This window comes from Frankia sp. AvcI1, assembly GCF_001420875.1.
In the GTDB taxonomy this organism is placed as follows: Bacteria; Actinomycetota; Actinomycetes; order Frankiales; family Frankiaceae; genus Frankia; species Frankia alni.
The window spans coordinates 87,033-101,930 of record NZ_LJFZ01000025.1 but is presented as its reverse complement, the minus strand read 5'-3'; the positions used below and the strand labels follow the sequence as shown (position 1 = coordinate 101,930).

Genomic DNA, 14,898 nt, shown 5'->3' with positions numbered 1-14,898 from the left:
CTCGTCTAGGCTTCTCGCATGGTCTCGAATCCGGAGTCTCCGAGCCGGCTTCATGCGCTGGCCGATGAATCGACGGCGATGTCCGCGCGGATAGATGCAATGGTCGACGGTCCGGTGTGGTCGCTGTCCGACGCGGGTCTGCTGGAATTGCTGCTGGCTTGTTCAGTNGCTTTGACGCGGCTGGCGGCCTTTCGTCTTCAGATTGTCGCCGAGGTGCACGGCCGTGGGTTGGCGCGGCGTGCTGGCGCCTGCGACACCGTCGCCTTGCTGCGCGAACGTCTGCGGGTCCGCGCGGCGGATGCCAGCCGTCTGGTCGATGTTGCGGTGGCCGTAGACGGTCCCTTGGCGGCGACGGGTAAGCGGCTGGGAGCGGGGGAGATCAGCGTCGAGCAGGCGCAGGTGATTGTGGCGGGCATGCGCTCGCTACCGACCACGGTCACCGTGGACGTGCGGCGACGGGCTGAAGCGTTTCTCCTGCGTCAGGCGGACGAGTTCGACCCGACCGCCCTGGCTCGCCTGGCCCGCCACCTCCGCGAGACCCTGGCCTGGGCTGACGCCCACTCCGGCGACGATACTCTCGACCCGGCTCCGGCCGGTGGCAGCGAGGATGACGACTCTGCTCGCGGCGAGCCCGGCGACGGCGAGGGTGGCAGTGACGGCGGGGGCGATGGTCAGTCCAGTGGCCCCGACGATGCTGCCGCTGCGGGAGGGGAGGACCCAGCGGGGCGGCGAAGATTGTCGATCTCCGAGTTGCCGGGCGGCATGACTCGAATCAGCGGCGAGCTCGACCCTGAAGCGGCAGCCCTGCTCCGCATCGCGCTGGACCCCCTCGCGGCGCCGCGCCCGGCCGTCGACGGTGCGCTCGACCCGCGTAGCCCCGCCCGCCGGCGCGCCGATGCCCTCGTCGACCTGGTCACCCGCACACTCGACGCCGCCATGCTGCCTGTGGGTGGCGGTGTTCGCCCGCATCTGACCGTGACGATCCCCTGGTCGACAATGGTCGGTCGATCCGGCGTGNCGGCGACGACTGGCTGGGGGCAGCCCCTGCCCCGCGAGGTCCTACGTCGCCTGGCCTGTGACGCATCGGTCAGCCGCATCATCCTCGACCCCGCCGGTGTCCCCCTCGATGTTGGTCGAACCCAGCGCACCGTCACCGCGGACATCCGCCGCGCGCTGGTCGCCCGCGACAACGGCTGCGCCTTTCCGACGTGCGATCGTCCGGCGAGCTGGACCGAGGCGCATCACATTCGACACTGGATCGTCGGGGGCCACACCTCGCTGGACAACTGCGTGCTCCTCTGTGGCCATCACCACCGGGTCATCCACCACCAGGGTTGGACCGTTCGGCTCGGGCCCGACCGACGCCCCGAATTCCNGCCTCCGGCCTGGATCGACGCCAGCCGCACCCCTCGCCGAAACCCCTACTCACGTCATCCGCACGACCTGATCTACGGCATCGCCGCCGGATGACGATCGACACGCGCAGTCCACTCAGTTCCCAGGAGCTCGGCGGCAGCCGGGGCACTGCCGGCCGTCGCGAGCGTGCGGGATCGTGGTGCCGAGCGACCCCGCACGCTCGCCGACGGTGCGAGCCCTCCGCTGCGTTTCTGCCGTCAGCGCAGCGGGTTGGGGCGCTGGACGAGCTGACGGGCGATGACGTTGCGCTGGATCTCGTTGGTTCCCTCGCCGACGATCATCAGCGGGGCGTCACGGAAGTACCGCTCGACGTCGAACTCGGTCGAATAGCCGTAGCCGCCGTGGATGCGGATCGCGTCGAGCGTCACCGTCGCCGCCATCTCGGAGGCGAACAGCTTCGCCATTCCGGCCTCCATGTCGGCGCGGGCGCCGGAGTCGAACACCTCGGCCGCGTGCAGGATGAGCTGGCGGGCGGCGAGGATCTTCGTTCCCATGTCCGCCAGGTAGTTGCCGATCGACTGGTGTTCCCAGATCGGCTTGCCGAAGGTCTCGCGCTCCTGGGCGTAGCGAAGCGCGTCGTCGAAGGCCGCGCGAGCGACCCCGAGGGCGCGCGAGGCGACCTGGATCCGGCCCACCTCGAGTCCGGCCATCATCTGGTTGAAGCCCTTGCCGGTCACGCCGCCGAGGACCGAGTCGCCGGGCGCCCGGTACCCGTCGAAGTGCAGCTCGCAGCTCTCGATGCCCTTGTAGCCGAGCTTGGGCAGGTCCCGGGAGACGGTGAAGCCCGGGCCGTGCTCGACGAGCAGGATGCTGATGCCGCGATGCGCCGGCTTCGCCGCGGGGTCGGTCTTGCACAGCAGGGCGATCAGGCCCGACCGCCGGGCGTTGCTGATCCAGGTCTTGGCGCCGTCGACCACCCAACCGTCGCCGTCGGGCCGGGCGACGGTGCGCAGGGCCTGCAGGTCCGAGCCGCCACCGGGCTCGGTGAGCGCCATGGTGGCGCGCAGCTCGCCGGTGGCCATCCGGGGCAGGTACTTCTCGCGCTGCTCCTGGGTGCCGAAGCGCAGGATCAGCTTGGAGACGACGGAATGGCCGCCGAACGCGCCGGCGAGGCTCATCCAGCCGCGCGACAGCTCCTCGGTCACTCGTGCGTAGCAGGACGTCGACACGCCGAAGTCGCCGTAGGGCTCCGGGATCCCGAGACCGTAGACCCCCATCTCCTTCATCTGCTCGATGAGGTCCTCGGGGTAGGTGTTGGTGTGGTCGAGCTCCTGCGCGACCGGTCGGACCTTCTCGTCGACGAAGGTCGCGACCAGGCGGACGATCTGCTCTTCNTCAGGGCTCAGACGGGTGGTCACACTCGACACGGAGGTCTCCTCGCCATCCGCGGGCCGCGGCGCGCCGGNCGGGCCTGGATGGTCTCACGGGGTGGTCGGGGNGGGATGGGGCCGAACAGCGGGTCAGCGCGCGGTGGAAGAGTCGGGCAGCGGCGGCAGGGCCGGCGGCTGCGGGCCGTGGCCGCGTCGATAGGCCAGCAGCGTGCGGCGAAAACTGATCACCTCGTCGCCGTCCTGGTTGTAACCGTGGGTGCGGACCTCCACCACCCCGACGTCCGGTCGGGACTTGCTCGGCCGCAGCCCGAGCACGATCGAGCGGGAGTAGACCGTGTCGCCCTCGAAGACCGGATGGGGGAGGCGCACCTCGTCCCAGCCCAGGTTGGCCATCACGTTCTGCGAGACATCTGTGACGCTCTGGCCGGTGACGAGGGCGAGGGTGAGGGTCGAGTTCACCAGCGTGCGGCCGAACCCCGTCTGCGCGGCGTAGTGCTGGTCGAAGTGCAGGCGCGCCGTGTTCTGGGTGAGCAGCGTGAACCAGGTGTTGTCGGTGGCGGTGATCGTCCGGCCGAGTGGATGGTCGTAGACGTCGCCGACGGCGAAGTCCTCGAAGTAGCGCCCCTCCCAGCCGCGCCGTGCAACGAGCGGGGGCGTCGCCGCACCCGTCGCGCCGTTGGGGGAAGGCGCGGGACTGCCGGATTCTGCGCGGGTGGCGTCCCCGCCGGCGGCGGGGGCGTTCGTCGACGGATTGGTCGGTGTGGTCATNGGTCGATCATCGATCCTCCGGCTCGGGGGNGGCGCCCGCGCCCCGTGTCGAGCCCTGTTCGCGAGCGGGCGCCCGGGCCTCCTGGTAAAGCTAGTATCTGACAAGGGCGTCACGAGATGCCAGGCGGTGGGACGGAGGCCGACGAATGGACCTTGACTTCTCGAAGGAGCAGGTCGAGTTCCGTGAGCAGGTGCGAACCTGGCTCGAGGAGAACGCCCCCCGGGAGATCCGCCCCGAGATGGGCCCGGCGATGCGTGAGTATGATCTCGCCTGGNAGCGCACCCAGTGGGAGGGCGGCTGGGCGGGTATCTCCTGGCCGCAGGAGTACGGCGGCCGTGGGCTTTCCCTGCTGCAGCAGCTGATCTGGTTCGAGGAGTACGGGCGCGCCGGGTTGCCGGGCATCGACGCCTGCTTCGTCGGCCTCAGCCACGCGGGGCCGACTCTGATGACTCGCGCGAGCGAAGAGCAGAAAGCCTATCACCTGCCCCGCATCCTGCGCGGAGAGGTGATCTGGTGCCAGGGGTTCTCCGAGCCGGACGCCGGTTCCGACCTCGCCNCACTGCGCACCCGGGCCCGCATCGAGGGCGACGAGCTCGTCGTGTCCGGGCAGAAGATCTGGACCAGCTTNGCCACCCTCGCCGACTGGCAGGAGCTGCTGGTCCGCACCGACCCCGAGGGGTCCCGTCACCACGGCATCTCCTGGGTGATCTGTGACATGCACACCCCCGGCATCGAGGTGCGCGGGATCGAGACGATCGAGGGCGGCGCCGAGTTCTGCGAGGTCTTCTACGACGACGTCCGCATCCCGCTGGAGAACGTCGTGGGTGGGCTGAACAACGGCTGGAGTGTGGCGATGTCCACCCTGTCGTTCGAGCGCGGCACCGCCTTCACCGCCAACCAGGTCCGCCTCGCCAGCACCGTGGAGAAGCTCATCGACCTGGCGAAGGAGCGCACCGGCCCCGACGGGCGGCGCCCGGCGATCNCCGACGACGAGATCGCGCGCCGGCTTGCGACCGCGCGCGCCGAGGTTGCGTCGCTGCGCGCCATGACCTACGCCGGCATCTCCCGCAACATGCACCGCGACCAGCCCGGCCCCGAGGGGTCGATGGTCAAGCTGTTCTACTCCGACATCGCCAAGAAGGTGTACCGGCTGGCGTTCGACCTGCTCGGCGCGGACGCCCTGCGGTTCGTCTCGCGCTGGGAGCCGGGCGGCTGGTCCGGCAACTACCTGTACTCGTACTCGGTGTCCATCGGCGGGGGGACGTCCGAGGTCCAGCGCAACATCATCGGTGATCGGGTGCTCGGCCTGCCGCGCTGAACCCGCCTCGCGCGGGCGGTGCCTGCCGAGCACACCGAATCCCCAGCAGCCATCGAAACATCCTGAGGAGCGCACCGTGGACCTGCTACCCACGCCGGCCCAGATGGAGATCGCCTCCCTCGCCGCCGACTTCTTCGGCAACGAGCTGCCGATCTCGGTCATCCGGGAGCGACGCGACGCACCCGTCGTCGTGGACCGGCGGATCTGGTCGGAGAGCGCGGAGCTGGGCCTGTTCGGCCTGGGCCTCGCCGAGGAACTCGGTGGCGCCGGGTGCGAGCTGGCCGAGGAGACGCTGCTGTTCCGGGAGTTGGGCCNCCGCGTGGTGCCGGGGCCGTTCCTGCCGACCGTGCTGGGCGCCCGGGTCGCGGCGCTCGCCGGCCAGCACGAGACGGCGTCGGCGATCCTGTCCGGCAAGGCCACAGTGGGCCTGGCCCTGCGCCGCGGCCCGGACGGGTTCGACGCCGCCACCACCCCCTCGACCCTGGACGGGCAGTTCCAACTGCTGGACGCGGCCGACTCCCGCTACGTCCTGCTGATCGACCCCGCGGGCGCCGCGCTGGTGGAGACCGCCGCCCTGACCGACGTGCGCTCCGAACCGGCGATCGACCCGGGCATCCGGCTGGCCGAGGCGCGCGCGGACGCCGTGCCGATCCTCGCCTGGGTGGGCACGCAGGAAGAGCCGATCCGCCTGCGCGCGCTCGTGCTGTCGGCGGCGATCAGCGTGGGGATCGCCGAGGCGACGCGGGACATGTCCACCGAGCATGCGAAGGTGCGGGTGNAGTTCGGCCGGCCCATCGGGGTCAACCAGGCGATCAAGCATGCCTGCGCGGACATGGCGGTGCGGGCCGAGGCCGCGCTGTCGCAGGTGCTGTTCGCGGCGATCTGCGTCCAGGACGGGCGGGCCGACGCCGAGTTCCAGGCGCTGGCCGCCAAGAGCATCGCCAGCCGGTACGCCGTCGAAAATGCCGCCGCCACCATCCAGGTGCACGGCGGTATGGGCTACACCTTCGAGCACGACTCGCACCTGTTCCTGAAGCGGGCGCACGTCCTGGACCACCTGCTCGGCGAGCCCGCCGACCATCTCGCGCGCCTGGTCGCCCAGNCGGCGGCGCAGTAGCCGGCCGTTGCCGGCACCCGATCGGAGGACACATGTCTCGACCGCCGTCCCGCCCGACCCTCCTGCGCCCCTGTCTGCTCGCGGGGGCCGGGCGATGAGCCGCCGGGTCGCCATCGCCGGGGTCGCGCTGTCGGATGTAGGCCGCACCGACGGCTCCACCCCGTACGCGCTGATCGCCCAGGCCANCCGCCGTGNGCTCGCGGACGCCGGGCTCGGGCCGGGGGACGTCGACGGGCTCGCGTCGACCTCGCTCGGCACGCTGGCGCCGATCGACGTCGCCGAGTACCTGGGCCTGCGCCCCCGCTGGATCGACTCGACCACCGTCGGCGGGGCGTCGTGGGAGGTCATGGCCGCCCACGCCGCCGACGCGATCTCCGCCGGGCATGCGGACGTGGTGCTGCTCACCTACGGCTCGACCGCCCGCTCCGACCTGCGCAAGCGGTTGCGCACGGCGAGCCTGAACTGGGGCAGCCGCGGCCCGCAGTCGTGGGAGGCCCCCTACGGCCACACCCTGATCTCCAAGTACGCCATGGCCGCCCGCCGGCACATGCACGAGTTCGGCACGACGATCGAGCAGCTTGCCGAGATCGCCGTCTCCGCCCGGTTCAACGCCGGCCCCAACCCCGAGGCGTACTACCGCGACCCGATCACGATCGACGACGTGCTGTCCGGGTCGATGATCGCTGACCCGTTCACCAAGCTGCACTGCTGCATCCGCTCGGACGGCGGCGCCGCGGCGGTGCTCGTCGCCGAGGACCGCATCGCCGACCTGCCGCGCCCGCCGGTGTGGGTGCTCGGCACGGGCGAGTGCGTGACGCACGTGTCGACCAGCCAGTGGGAGGACGTGACCACCGGGCCCGCGGCCGTCTCCGGGCCGCTGGCGTTCTCCCGGGCCGGGGTGAGCCCGGAGGACATCGACGTCGCCGAGCTCTACGACGCCTTCACGTACATGCTGATGGTCACCCTGGAGGATCTCGGCTTCTGCAAGAAGGGCGAGGGCGGCCCGTTCGTCGCCGACGGGCGGCTACGCCTCGGCGGAGCGCTGCCGACCAACACCGACGGCGGCGGCCTGTCGGCGTGCCATCCCGGGCAGCGTGGCCTGTTCCTCATCGTCGAGGCGGTGCGCCAGCTGCGTGGCGAGGCCGAGGGCCGGCAGGTGCCGGACGCCAAGCTGGCCTGCGTCAGCGGCACGGGTGGCTGGTTCTGCTCGTCGGGCACCGTCATCCTCGGGCGGGACTAGCCGGCGTGGGCGGCCCCCCGCCGCCGGACCCGCCGTTGGGCGAGCCCGAGGCGTACGCGACGGTCGGGGCGGCGCTGGACGCCGCCGCCGAGCGGTTCGGCGAGCGGGAGGCCTACGTCGGGCCCGACGGACGGATCAGCTTCGCCACGTGGGCGGCGGCGTCCGACGCACTGGCCGGGGCGCTCGCCGCGCGGGGGATCGGGTCGGGGGACGTCGTTGCGCTGATGCTGCCCTCGTCGATCGACTACGCGATCTGCTACGCGGCGGCGGCCCGGCTGGGAGCGGTCACCACCGGGCTGAACACCCGCCTGGGTTCCCGGGAGGTGACGGGGATCCTCGAGCGGTGCCGGCCCGCGCTGGTGATCGTCGACCTGGACGCGGGCCTGCCGGCGGTGCCGGCGGGGCTGGCGGTGCTGGCGCGGTCCGAGCTCGCGGCGCTGCGGCACCACCCGGGGCTCGGGCGCGACCGCCCGGTCGTGGCGCCGGCGGACCCGGTGGTCATCATCTGGACGTCCGGGACGACCGGGCTGCCCAAGGGGGCCTGGTTCGACCACCGCAACCTCGCCGCCGCCGTCGCCTCCGCGGGGGTGATGAGCCGGCCGTTCGACCGCCGGCTCGTCGCGACGCCCTTCGCGCACGCCGGGTACATGGCCAAGATCGTCGACCAGCTCGCCTGGGGCACCACCATGGTGATCAGCCCGGTGCCCTGGTCGGCGGCGGGGATGGCGGACATCCTGCGCGACGAGCGGATCACCGTCGCCGGCGCCGTGCCCACCCAGTGGGCCAAGCTGCTGGAGCTGCCCGACGCCGAGCGGACCGTGCGCGCGGTCGCGACGCTGCGCCTGGGGCTCGCCGCGACCGCGCCCGCCGCGCCCGAGCTGGTGGAGCGGGTCGTCACCCTGCTGGGGGTGCCGCTCGTCGTCCGCTACGCGATGACCGAGTCGCCGAGCATCTGCGGCACCGAGCCGGACGATCCGCCGGAGGTGCAGTTCCGCACGGTCGGCCGGCCCCAGACCGGCATCGAGATCGCACTGCGCGACGACGCCGGGCGTGACGTCGCGACCGGCGAGATCGGCCGGGTCTGGGTCCGCGGCGACACGGTGATGCGCGGCTACTGGAACGACGCCGAGCAGACCGCGGCGGTGCTGCGCGGCGACGGCTGGCTCGTCAGCGGCGACTTCGGGGCGCTCGACGCCGAGGGCAACCTGCGGCTGCGCGGGCGGGCCAGCGATCTCTACATCCGCGGCGGGTACAACGTGTACCCGCTGGAGGTGGAGAACGTGCTGGCGGAGCATCCCCGGGTGCGGCGCGCGGCGGTCGTCGGCACGCCGGCCCCGGTGATCGGCGAGATCGGGGTCGCCTTCGTCGAGCCGGCCGACCCCGCGAGCCCGCCGGACCTCGCCGAGCTGCGGGCCTGGGTGCGGGGACGGCTGGCCGACTACAAGGCGCCGGACCGCCTCGAGGTCGTCGAGGCGCTGCCGCTGACCAGCATGCTCAAGGTGGACACCGCCGCCCTGCGCACGCTGGCCGCGGGCTGAGCTCCGAGCCGCAACGCGCTCAGCCGCCGAGGCGCAGGCCGGGGGCGCGGGTCCGGAAGATGTCCGTGGCGAACAGGGGGCCGAGCTTGGTGGCGTCCCAGCGCTTGCCGCCGTTGTTCACCACGGCCTGCTCGTGCCAGCCGCCCATGAGCTGGATGCGCTCGCCGATGGCCTTGATGACCTGGCCGCTGACGTGGCCGGCCTCGTCGCTGGCGAGCCAGGCGACGACCGGGCTGCACAGCGACGGGTCCTTGGGGTCGAACTCGTCCTCGGGCCGCTCGTCGGGCTCCAGCGGCTTGGCCTGACCGGGCATGGTGCCCGACAGACGGGTCAGGCCGCCGGGGCCGATCGCGTTCACCGTCACGCCGATGCTCGCCAGCTCCAGCGACAGCGTCAGGGTCAGCCCGACGATGCCGGCCTTCGCCGCGCTGTAGTTCGTCTGGNCGAAGTGGCCGGACAGGCCCGCGCCGGAGGTCGTGTTGATGATCCGGCCGTAGACCTTGCCGCTGTCGGCGGCCTTCGCCGCGGCCCGCCAGCGCTTCGCGACGGCCCGGCTGACCAGCCAGGTGCCGCGCAGGTGCACGCGCAGGACCAGGTCGAAGTCGGCCGTGCTCATGTTCCACACGGCCTTGTCGCGCACGATGCCGGCGTTGTTGACGACGATGTCGAGGCGGCCGAACTCGTCGAAGGCCCGGGCGACGGAGGCCTCGACCTGCTCCTCGTCGCCGACGTCACCGAAGTCCGCCACGGCGGTGCCGCCGCGCTTCTCGATGATCTTCACGACCTCCTCGGCGTCCCGGCCGCGGCCCTCGCCGCTGACCGTGCTGCCGAGATCGTTGACGATGACGGTCGCGCCGTGCTTGGCGAGTTCGAGCGCGTGGCCACGGCCGATGCCGTGGCCGGCGCCGGTCACCAGTGCGATCTTGCCGTCGAGCAGGCCTGCCATACGAACTCCCTGGGTGGTAGCTGGAACGTGTGCGTCGCGGGAACGGGTGCGCGTCGCCGGAACGGCGCGGGGCTGCGCCGTCGCGGTACTAGGAGCCGGCGGCAGCGCTCGCCGGGCGGAAGACCGGCGCGGTGATCTCGTCGGTCAGCTCGCGGTAGGCGACCGTCAGCGGCATGCCGATGCGCAGGTCCGCCGGGTCCACGTCGATGATGTTCGTCATCACCCGCGGCCCCTCCGCCAGGTCGACCAGGGCCGCCACGTAGGGGATCCGGTCGGCGAACGGGTGCAGGTCGTTCACGAACACCGTCGAGTAGGTGTAGAGGGTCGCCTGCCCGCTGGCGTCCTCCCAGGACACCTCCTCGCTCCAGCAGAACGGGCAGAACGGGCGGGGGTAGTGGTGCGCCCGCCCGCAGGACGCGCAGCGGGCGATCAGGAAGCGGCCCTGGCGGGCGGCGTCCCAGAAGGGCCGGTTCTCGTCCTCGATGGTCGGCAGGTCGACCCGGGGTGCGCCGGTCGCCATGGGTGTCCTCCTCAGGATCAGTGGCCGCGGTCCGCGGGGCCTCGGATCAGTAGCCGCGGTACTCGGGGGAGCGGCGCTGGACGAACGCGGTCACGCCTTCGGTCGAGTCGTGGGCGTGCGACTGCAGCTCCTGGGCCATGCCCTCGGCCAGGAAGGCGGCGGNCCGGTCGACGTCCGGGGACTCGTTGAACAGCCGCTTGGTCAGCGCGATGGCGCTCGTCGCGGCGCCGGCGAGGCGCTCGGCGAACCCCGCGGCGGTGGCGGCGAGCTCCTCGGCGGGCACGACCCGGTTGACCAGGCCGAGGGCGAGCGCCTCGCTCGCGGGCAGCTTCTCGCCGAAGAACGCCAGCTCCTTGGCCTTCTGCATGCCGATGCGCCGGGGCAGCAGGTAGGCGCCGCCGGCGTCGACGACCAGGCCGCGCAGCACGAACGACTCGACGAAGACCGCGCCCTCCGCCGCCACGACGAGGTCGCTGGCATACGCCAGGTGCGCGCCGAGGCCGGCCGCCGGTCCCTGGACGACGGCGATGACCGGCTTGCCGCAGTCGAGGACCGAGGACACCAGCCGCTGCGCACCGGTCATGATGCGCCGCATGGCGTCGGTGACCCGCTTCTCGGCGCCCTGCGCGCGGCTCGCCGCGATCCCGGTGACGTCGGCGCCGGAGCAGAAGTGCCGCCCGTTCGAGGCGAGCACCACCACCCGGACCTCCGGGTCGGCGTCGGCCTGGGCGAGCAGCTCGATGATGACGTCGCGCATCGCCGGCTGGATCGCGTTCGCGGCGTCCGGCCGGTTCAGGGTGATCGTCGCGATCCCCCCCTCGACCGAGTGCAGCACGGTGGTCCCGAGCGGGCCGGCCGGCGCGGACCCGGCCTGGACAGCCCCGGCCTGGCCGGACCCGGCCTGGACGGCTGCGGCCGGAGTGGACGCGCCCGGGGTGGGCGTGGCCGCGGCCCCGGGCGCCCCGGGGGACGCCGAGGCGTCCGAGGCCGCGGGGACGGTGGCGGCGCTGCCGGGCGCCGGCGCGCTCATCGGACCTGCCGCCGCGGCGCGGCGGGTGCTGAGGGCATGGATGGCTCCTGTTCGTCGGTGCTCGGCGGGGATCCGACCCCGCCGTGCCCGCTTGCGGACCCGTCGGCGACGGGTTCGGCACTCCCTGATCGAGCGGTCCCGGCTTGGGTGACCCTTGATCTGACAGTGATGTCCACTGTCCTGCCGTGGCGTGCTCTCCGGCGGAGTGTGTCCCGCCGGTGTGTATCCCGCCGGTGAGTGCCCCGGTGGGTGGCGACCGNCACGCTCAGCCCTCGCCGGCGGCGGCGTCGCCGTTGGCGCTGAAGCCGCCGTCGGCCGTCACCGTCGCACCGGTGACGAAGGCGGCCTCGTCGGAGGCGAGCCACGCGGCCGTGTACGCGATGTCCATCGGGTTGCCGATGCGGGTGAGCCGTCCGCCGCCGGTGAGTGCCCCGGAGTCGCCTGCCGAGCTCACGACCCGCCCGACGACGATGGTGTTGGCGCGGATGCCGTCGGCGGCGCCCTCGACGGCCAGCGTGCGGCTCAGGGAGTTGACGCCGCCCTTGGCCGCGGCGTAGGCGCCGAACCCGGTGAACCCGGCGATGGACTGGCCCGAGGAGACGTTGACGATCGCGGCCCCGTCGGCCTCGCGCAGGTACGGCCAGGCGTACTTCGACGCCCAGAACACGTTGCCCGTCAGCGTGCCCAGCAGGATGTGGTTCCACTCCTCGGTCGTGTAGTCGGCGATCTTCTTGATCGTCGAGGCGACGGCGTCGGTCGGGGCGGCGTTGTTCACCAGCGTGCTCAGGCCGCCGAAGCGCGTGGCCACCGCGTCGACCGTGGCGTGCACGCTGGTCTCGTCGGTGACGTCGAGGGGGAAGAACTCCGCCTCGCCGCCGGCGTCGCGGATGCGCGCGACGACCTTCTCACCCTTGGCGACGGTGCGGCCGGTCACGGCCACCCGTGCCCCCTCGGCGGCGAACAGCTCCGCCATGGAGCGGCCGATACCGCGGGTCGATCCGGATATGAGCACGGTCTTGCCCGCGAGGCGGGTACCCATCGTTGTGGCTTCCTTCCCTGACCTCGCCGTCGGGCTCCCCGCAGCCGAGGGGTCCGGCGGCGGGCCGCGGGAACGGACGAGATCGGGCGGCCCGGGCGGCGGGCCGCGCTCCCCGCCGTCGGGCGGGTGTCTCGGCAGCGGCCCGCGGCGCCGACACTTGTGACGTGGCTGTCAGAACAGCATAGTGGGTATGGCTGCCCATCCGCCTCCGGAAGCGCCCGCGCCGGACGGAGGCTGGCGCGCCTGGGCCGCGCGGGCGGCCCGAAGCCGGGCCGGAGGTGACGCGCATCCGAGCCGTGGCGGCTCGCATCCGCCGGCCCGGGTCGGGCGGCCGGTGTCAGAACAGCCGTGTCCGCGGGCGCCGCGCCCGGCTCCCGGACGGCGACGCAGGAACCGGGGCGACGCAGGAACCGGACAGCGCCAGAACCCGACGGACGCCGACCCGTGGGACCGGCCGGNTCCCGGTGTACGACGAGCTGCGGCGCCGACCGGTTCCCGATGCTCGAGGACCCGTGGGGCTGCCCGGTCCGCGGCCGGCGGTGGTGGACGACGAAGGAGCCCGTGGGACCGCCCGGTCCCCGGCAGGCAACGACGGAAGGTGTCCATGCGCCTGAACCTGATGTTCCCGATGCGCGCCGTGAAGCACTACGACCGCTGGATCGCCGACGGCGACCTGGCCGAGGTCGGCCGGCTGGTGGAGGAGGCCGGCTTCGACGCGGTCTCGATGAGCGAGCATCCGATCCCCGACGACGCCTGGCTCGGCAACGGCGGGCACCACGCGTTCGACCCGTTCGTCTCGTTGAGCTTCCTGGCCGCGGCGACGACCCGGCTGCGGGTGATGACCTACGTCGCGGTCGCCGGCTACCGCAGCCCCTACCTGCTGGCGAAGTCCGCGGCGAGCCTGGACCGGCTCAGTGGCGGGCGGCTCACCCTGGGTGTCGCCGCGGGCTACCTCAAGACGGAGTTCGCCGCGCTCGGCGCCGACTTCACCCAGCGGGGACGCCTGCTGGACGCCGCCATCCCGGCGATGCGGGCCGTGTGGACGGGCCGCAGCGTCGACCGGGACGACCCGACGTTCCCGCTGCACGGGCACACCTCGCTGCCCACCCCGGCGCAGGCGGGAGGCCCGCCGATCTGGATCGGCGGCAACAGCAACGCGGCGCGGCGGCGCGCGGTCACCCTGGCCGACGGCTGGATGCCGATGGGGCAGTCCGTCGAGGTCGCCAAGATCACCAAGACGCCGCCGATGGCGGACGTGGCGGCCCTGGCCGAGGCCGTGCGCGGGGTGCAGGACCGGCGCGCCGAGGCCGGGGCGGCGCCGCTGGACGTGTCCTTCGTGCCCTACGAGGCCGAGCTGCTGCCGGACGTCGACGCCTTCGCCCGCGCCGTCGCGGCGTCCTACCGGGCCTACGAGGATGCCGGCGTCACGTGGATCACCATCGAGCCGACCAGCCGTAGCCTGGCCGCCTTCCGGGAGGACATCGAGCGGATCGGCACCGCCCTCGCCGCCCTGGTCCGCTAGCCCGCCACCAGCCCGCCACGGGACGGGTGGTCGCCGAGGGCGGGTCCGGCCCGTGGGACGGGGGGATCGCCGTCCGTACGATGGAGGCCTGGCCATGGTGACGAGCGGGCGCGACGGCGACCGTGGTGGCGGCGCCGGTGGGTGGCTGACGGGGGTCCGACGAAGGGGATGCGAGACGGTGGAGGTCCGCGTGCCGGTGCGGGCGGAGTCCGGCCCCGGGGCGGCGGCGTGACACCTCCGGTGGACGCGGGCGGCAACAGCCGGATCCGCCCGGTGGACGAGGCGGCCGGCAACAGCCGGGTCCGCCCGGTGGACGAGGCGGCCGGGATCGGCCGGGTCCGCCCGGTGGACGAGACGGTGGGGAACGGGCGGTTGTCCGCGACCCTGGCGATGCGCCGCCGAGCGATGGCGGCGGACCTCATCGAGCAGGCCGCGCTGGAGCTGTTCACGGTCCGGCCGATGGACGAGGTCACCGTCGAGCAGATCGCCGCCGCCGCCGGGGTGTCGGTGCGCAGCTTCTACCGGTACTACCCGGGCAAGGAGATGATCCTCACCGCGCTGCCGGTCCGGCTCGCGACGGCGATCGCGGAGGAGACCGCCCGCCGCCCGCCGACGGAGGCGCCGTTCGCCGCGCTGCGCAACGCCGTGGACACGCTGACCGAGGAGACCAACGACTACCTGCGCCGTTGGCAGCGCGCCATGGCCCACAGCTACGGCAACGAGCGGGTCCAGCAGCTCGTCGTCACCGTCACCAGTCCGATGCTCACCGAGGCCCTGGCCGGGCGCGCGGGGCTCCCCGCGGACGATCTGTGGCCCGAGCTGGCCGGGATCAGCGCCGCCACCGCACTCGTCGTCGGCTCCCGCCGCTGGGCGGCGCGGCGGGGAAGCCTGCGGGCGCACCTGCTCGACGCGCTCGACCTGCTCGGCCGCGGCCTGGGCTCCGGACCGGCCCCGGACGTCGCCGCGACGCCCGGTCGCGGCTAGCGCGCAGCGCGCCCCGGCTGCCGACCTGGTGCCCCTTTGCTGCCAGAAAGCGGCCAGATCGTGCCGAGGTTTGGGCACGGTTTTTCGCCCCAGAACCGTACCCAGCCCTCGGCATGATTCTGTGCCCG

General features: G+C 73.0%; 11 protein-coding genes and 12 pseudogenes. 15 read left to right on the top strand and 8 right to left on the bottom strand.

What is annotated here, in order from left to right; genetic code table 11:
* Window positions 1-168: 168 nt before the first annotated feature.
* Both UK94_RS62595 and UK94_RS62590 read left to right on the top strand, forming a co-directional pair.
* Window positions 169-1,017, top strand: a pseudogene (locus UK94_RS62595) (DUF222 domain-containing protein); the annotation flags it as partial.
* Window position 1,018: 1 nt separating this feature from the next.
* A pseudogene (locus UK94_RS62590) lies at window positions 1,019-1,375 on the top strand (DUF222 domain-containing protein); the annotation flags it as partial.
* Window positions 1,376-1,613: 238 nt separating this feature from the next.
* Here the strand turns inward: UK94_RS62590 and UK94_RS22845 are convergent.
* A pseudogene (locus UK94_RS22845) lies at window positions 1,614-2,750 on the bottom strand (acyl-CoA dehydrogenase family protein); the annotation flags it as partial.
* A gap of 126 nt (window positions 2,751-2,876) precedes the next feature.
* Complete coding sequence (locus UK94_RS22840; protein ID WP_011604563.1) at window positions 2,877-3,515, bottom strand: MaoC family dehydratase; 639 nt, start codon at window positions 3,513-3,515, stop codon at window positions 2,877-2,879.
* A gap of 146 nt (window positions 3,516-3,661) precedes the next feature.
* On the opposite strand from UK94_RS22840, the pseudogene UK94_RS62585 reads away from it, so the two are divergent.
* The 11 genes and pseudogenes from UK94_RS62585 to UK94_RS22820 form a co-directional block, all read left to right on the top strand.
* Window positions 3,662-3,790, top strand: a pseudogene (locus tag UK94_RS62585) (acyl-CoA dehydrogenase); the annotation flags it as partial.
* A gap of 1 nt (window position 3,791) precedes the next feature.
* Window positions 3,792-4,072, top strand: a pseudogene (locus UK94_RS62580) (acyl-CoA dehydrogenase family protein); the annotation flags it as partial.
* Between the two features lies 1 nt (window position 4,073).
* A pseudogene (locus UK94_RS62575) lies at window positions 4,074-4,143 on the top strand (hypothetical protein); the annotation flags it as partial.
* A 1-nt stretch (window position 4,144) separates the two neighbouring features.
* Window positions 4,145-4,498: pseudogene (locus tag UK94_RS62570) on the top strand (acyl-CoA dehydrogenase); the annotation flags it as partial.
* A 1-nt stretch (window position 4,499) separates the two neighbouring features.
* A partial coding sequence (locus UK94_RS62565) for an acyl-CoA dehydrogenase family protein (RefSeq protein ID WP_268761561.1) occupies window positions 4,500-4,834 on the top strand: 335 nt, incomplete at its 5' end.
* Between the two features lie 103 nt (window positions 4,835-4,937).
* Window positions 4,938-5,148 (top strand): annotated as a pseudogene (locus tag UK94_RS62560) (acyl-CoA dehydrogenase family protein); the annotation flags it as partial.
* Window position 5,149: 1 nt separating this feature from the next.
* Window positions 5,150-5,612: pseudogene (locus UK94_RS62555) on the top strand (acyl-CoA dehydrogenase); the annotation flags it as partial.
* 1 nt (window position 5,613) lies between these two features.
* A pseudogene (locus UK94_RS62550) lies at window positions 5,614-5,936 on the top strand (acyl-CoA dehydrogenase family protein); the annotation flags it as partial.
* Window positions 5,937-6,045: 109 nt separating this feature from the next.
* Window positions 6,046-6,136, top strand: a 91-nt coding sequence (locus UK94_RS62545) for a hypothetical protein (protein WP_235489356.1), incomplete at its 3' end; no start/stop codon positions are given.
* A 10-nt stretch (window positions 6,137-6,146) separates the two neighbouring features.
* Window positions 6,147-7,191 (top strand): acetyl-CoA acetyltransferase (locus UK94_RS22825; protein WP_235489305.1); only part of this gene is annotated, 1,045 nt, incomplete at its 5' end.
* Window positions 7,192-7,196: 5 nt separating this feature from the next.
* Window positions 7,197-8,729 carry a class I adenylate-forming enzyme family protein gene (locus UK94_RS22820; RefSeq protein ID WP_011604566.1) on the top strand — a complete coding sequence of 511 codons (1,533 nt, stop codon included), beginning with the start codon at window positions 7,197-7,199 and terminating at the stop codon, window positions 8,727-8,729.
* Between the two features lie 19 nt (window positions 8,730-8,748).
* On the opposite strand, the pseudogene UK94_RS62540 reads toward UK94_RS22820, so the two are convergent.
* The 6 genes and pseudogenes from UK94_RS62540 to UK94_RS22800 form a co-directional block, all read right to left on the bottom strand.
* Window positions 8,749-9,172 (bottom strand): annotated as a pseudogene (locus UK94_RS62540) (SDR family oxidoreductase); the annotation flags it as partial.
* 1 nt (window position 9,173) lies between these two features.
* Window positions 9,174-9,675 (bottom strand): SDR family NAD(P)-dependent oxidoreductase (locus UK94_RS62535; RefSeq protein WP_235489301.1); only part of this gene is annotated, 502 nt, incomplete at its 3' end.
* 88 nt (window positions 9,676-9,763) lie between these two features.
* Window positions 9,764-10,195 (bottom strand): Zn-ribbon domain-containing OB-fold protein, encoded by a 432-nt coding sequence (locus UK94_RS22810; RefSeq protein ID WP_055751448.1) that lies wholly within the window; start codon window positions 10,193-10,195, stop codon window positions 9,764-9,766.
* Between the two features lie 46 nt (window positions 10,196-10,241).
* A pseudogene (locus tag UK94_RS62530) lies at window positions 10,242-10,357 on the bottom strand (enoyl-CoA hydratase); the annotation flags it as partial.
* 1 nt (window position 10,358) lies between these two features.
* A partial coding sequence (locus UK94_RS22805; protein WP_235489299.1) for an enoyl-CoA hydratase/isomerase family protein occupies window positions 10,359-11,225 on the bottom strand: 867 nt, incomplete at its 3' end.
* A gap of 265 nt (window positions 11,226-11,490) precedes the next feature.
* On the bottom strand, window positions 11,491-12,264 hold the full coding sequence (locus tag UK94_RS22800) for an SDR family NAD(P)-dependent oxidoreductase (protein WP_011604571.1): 774 nt from the start codon (window positions 12,262-12,264) through the stop codon (window positions 11,491-11,493).
* Window positions 12,265-12,868: 604 nt separating this feature from the next.
* Here UK94_RS22800 and UK94_RS22795 point away from each other — a divergent pair.
* Together UK94_RS22795 and UK94_RS22790 are read left to right on the top strand one after the other, a co-directional pair.
* Window positions 12,869-13,786 carry an LLM class F420-dependent oxidoreductase gene (locus tag UK94_RS22795; protein ID WP_011604572.1) on the top strand — a complete coding sequence of 306 codons (918 nt, stop codon included), beginning with the start codon at window positions 12,869-12,871 and terminating at the stop codon, window positions 13,784-13,786.
* Window positions 13,787-14,014: 228 nt separating this feature from the next.
* Entirely contained in the window at window positions 14,015-14,770 is a 756-nt protein-coding gene (locus UK94_RS22790) for a TetR/AcrR family transcriptional regulator (RefSeq protein ID WP_050997130.1), read from the top strand.
* Window positions 14,771-14,898: the final 128 nt, after the last annotated feature.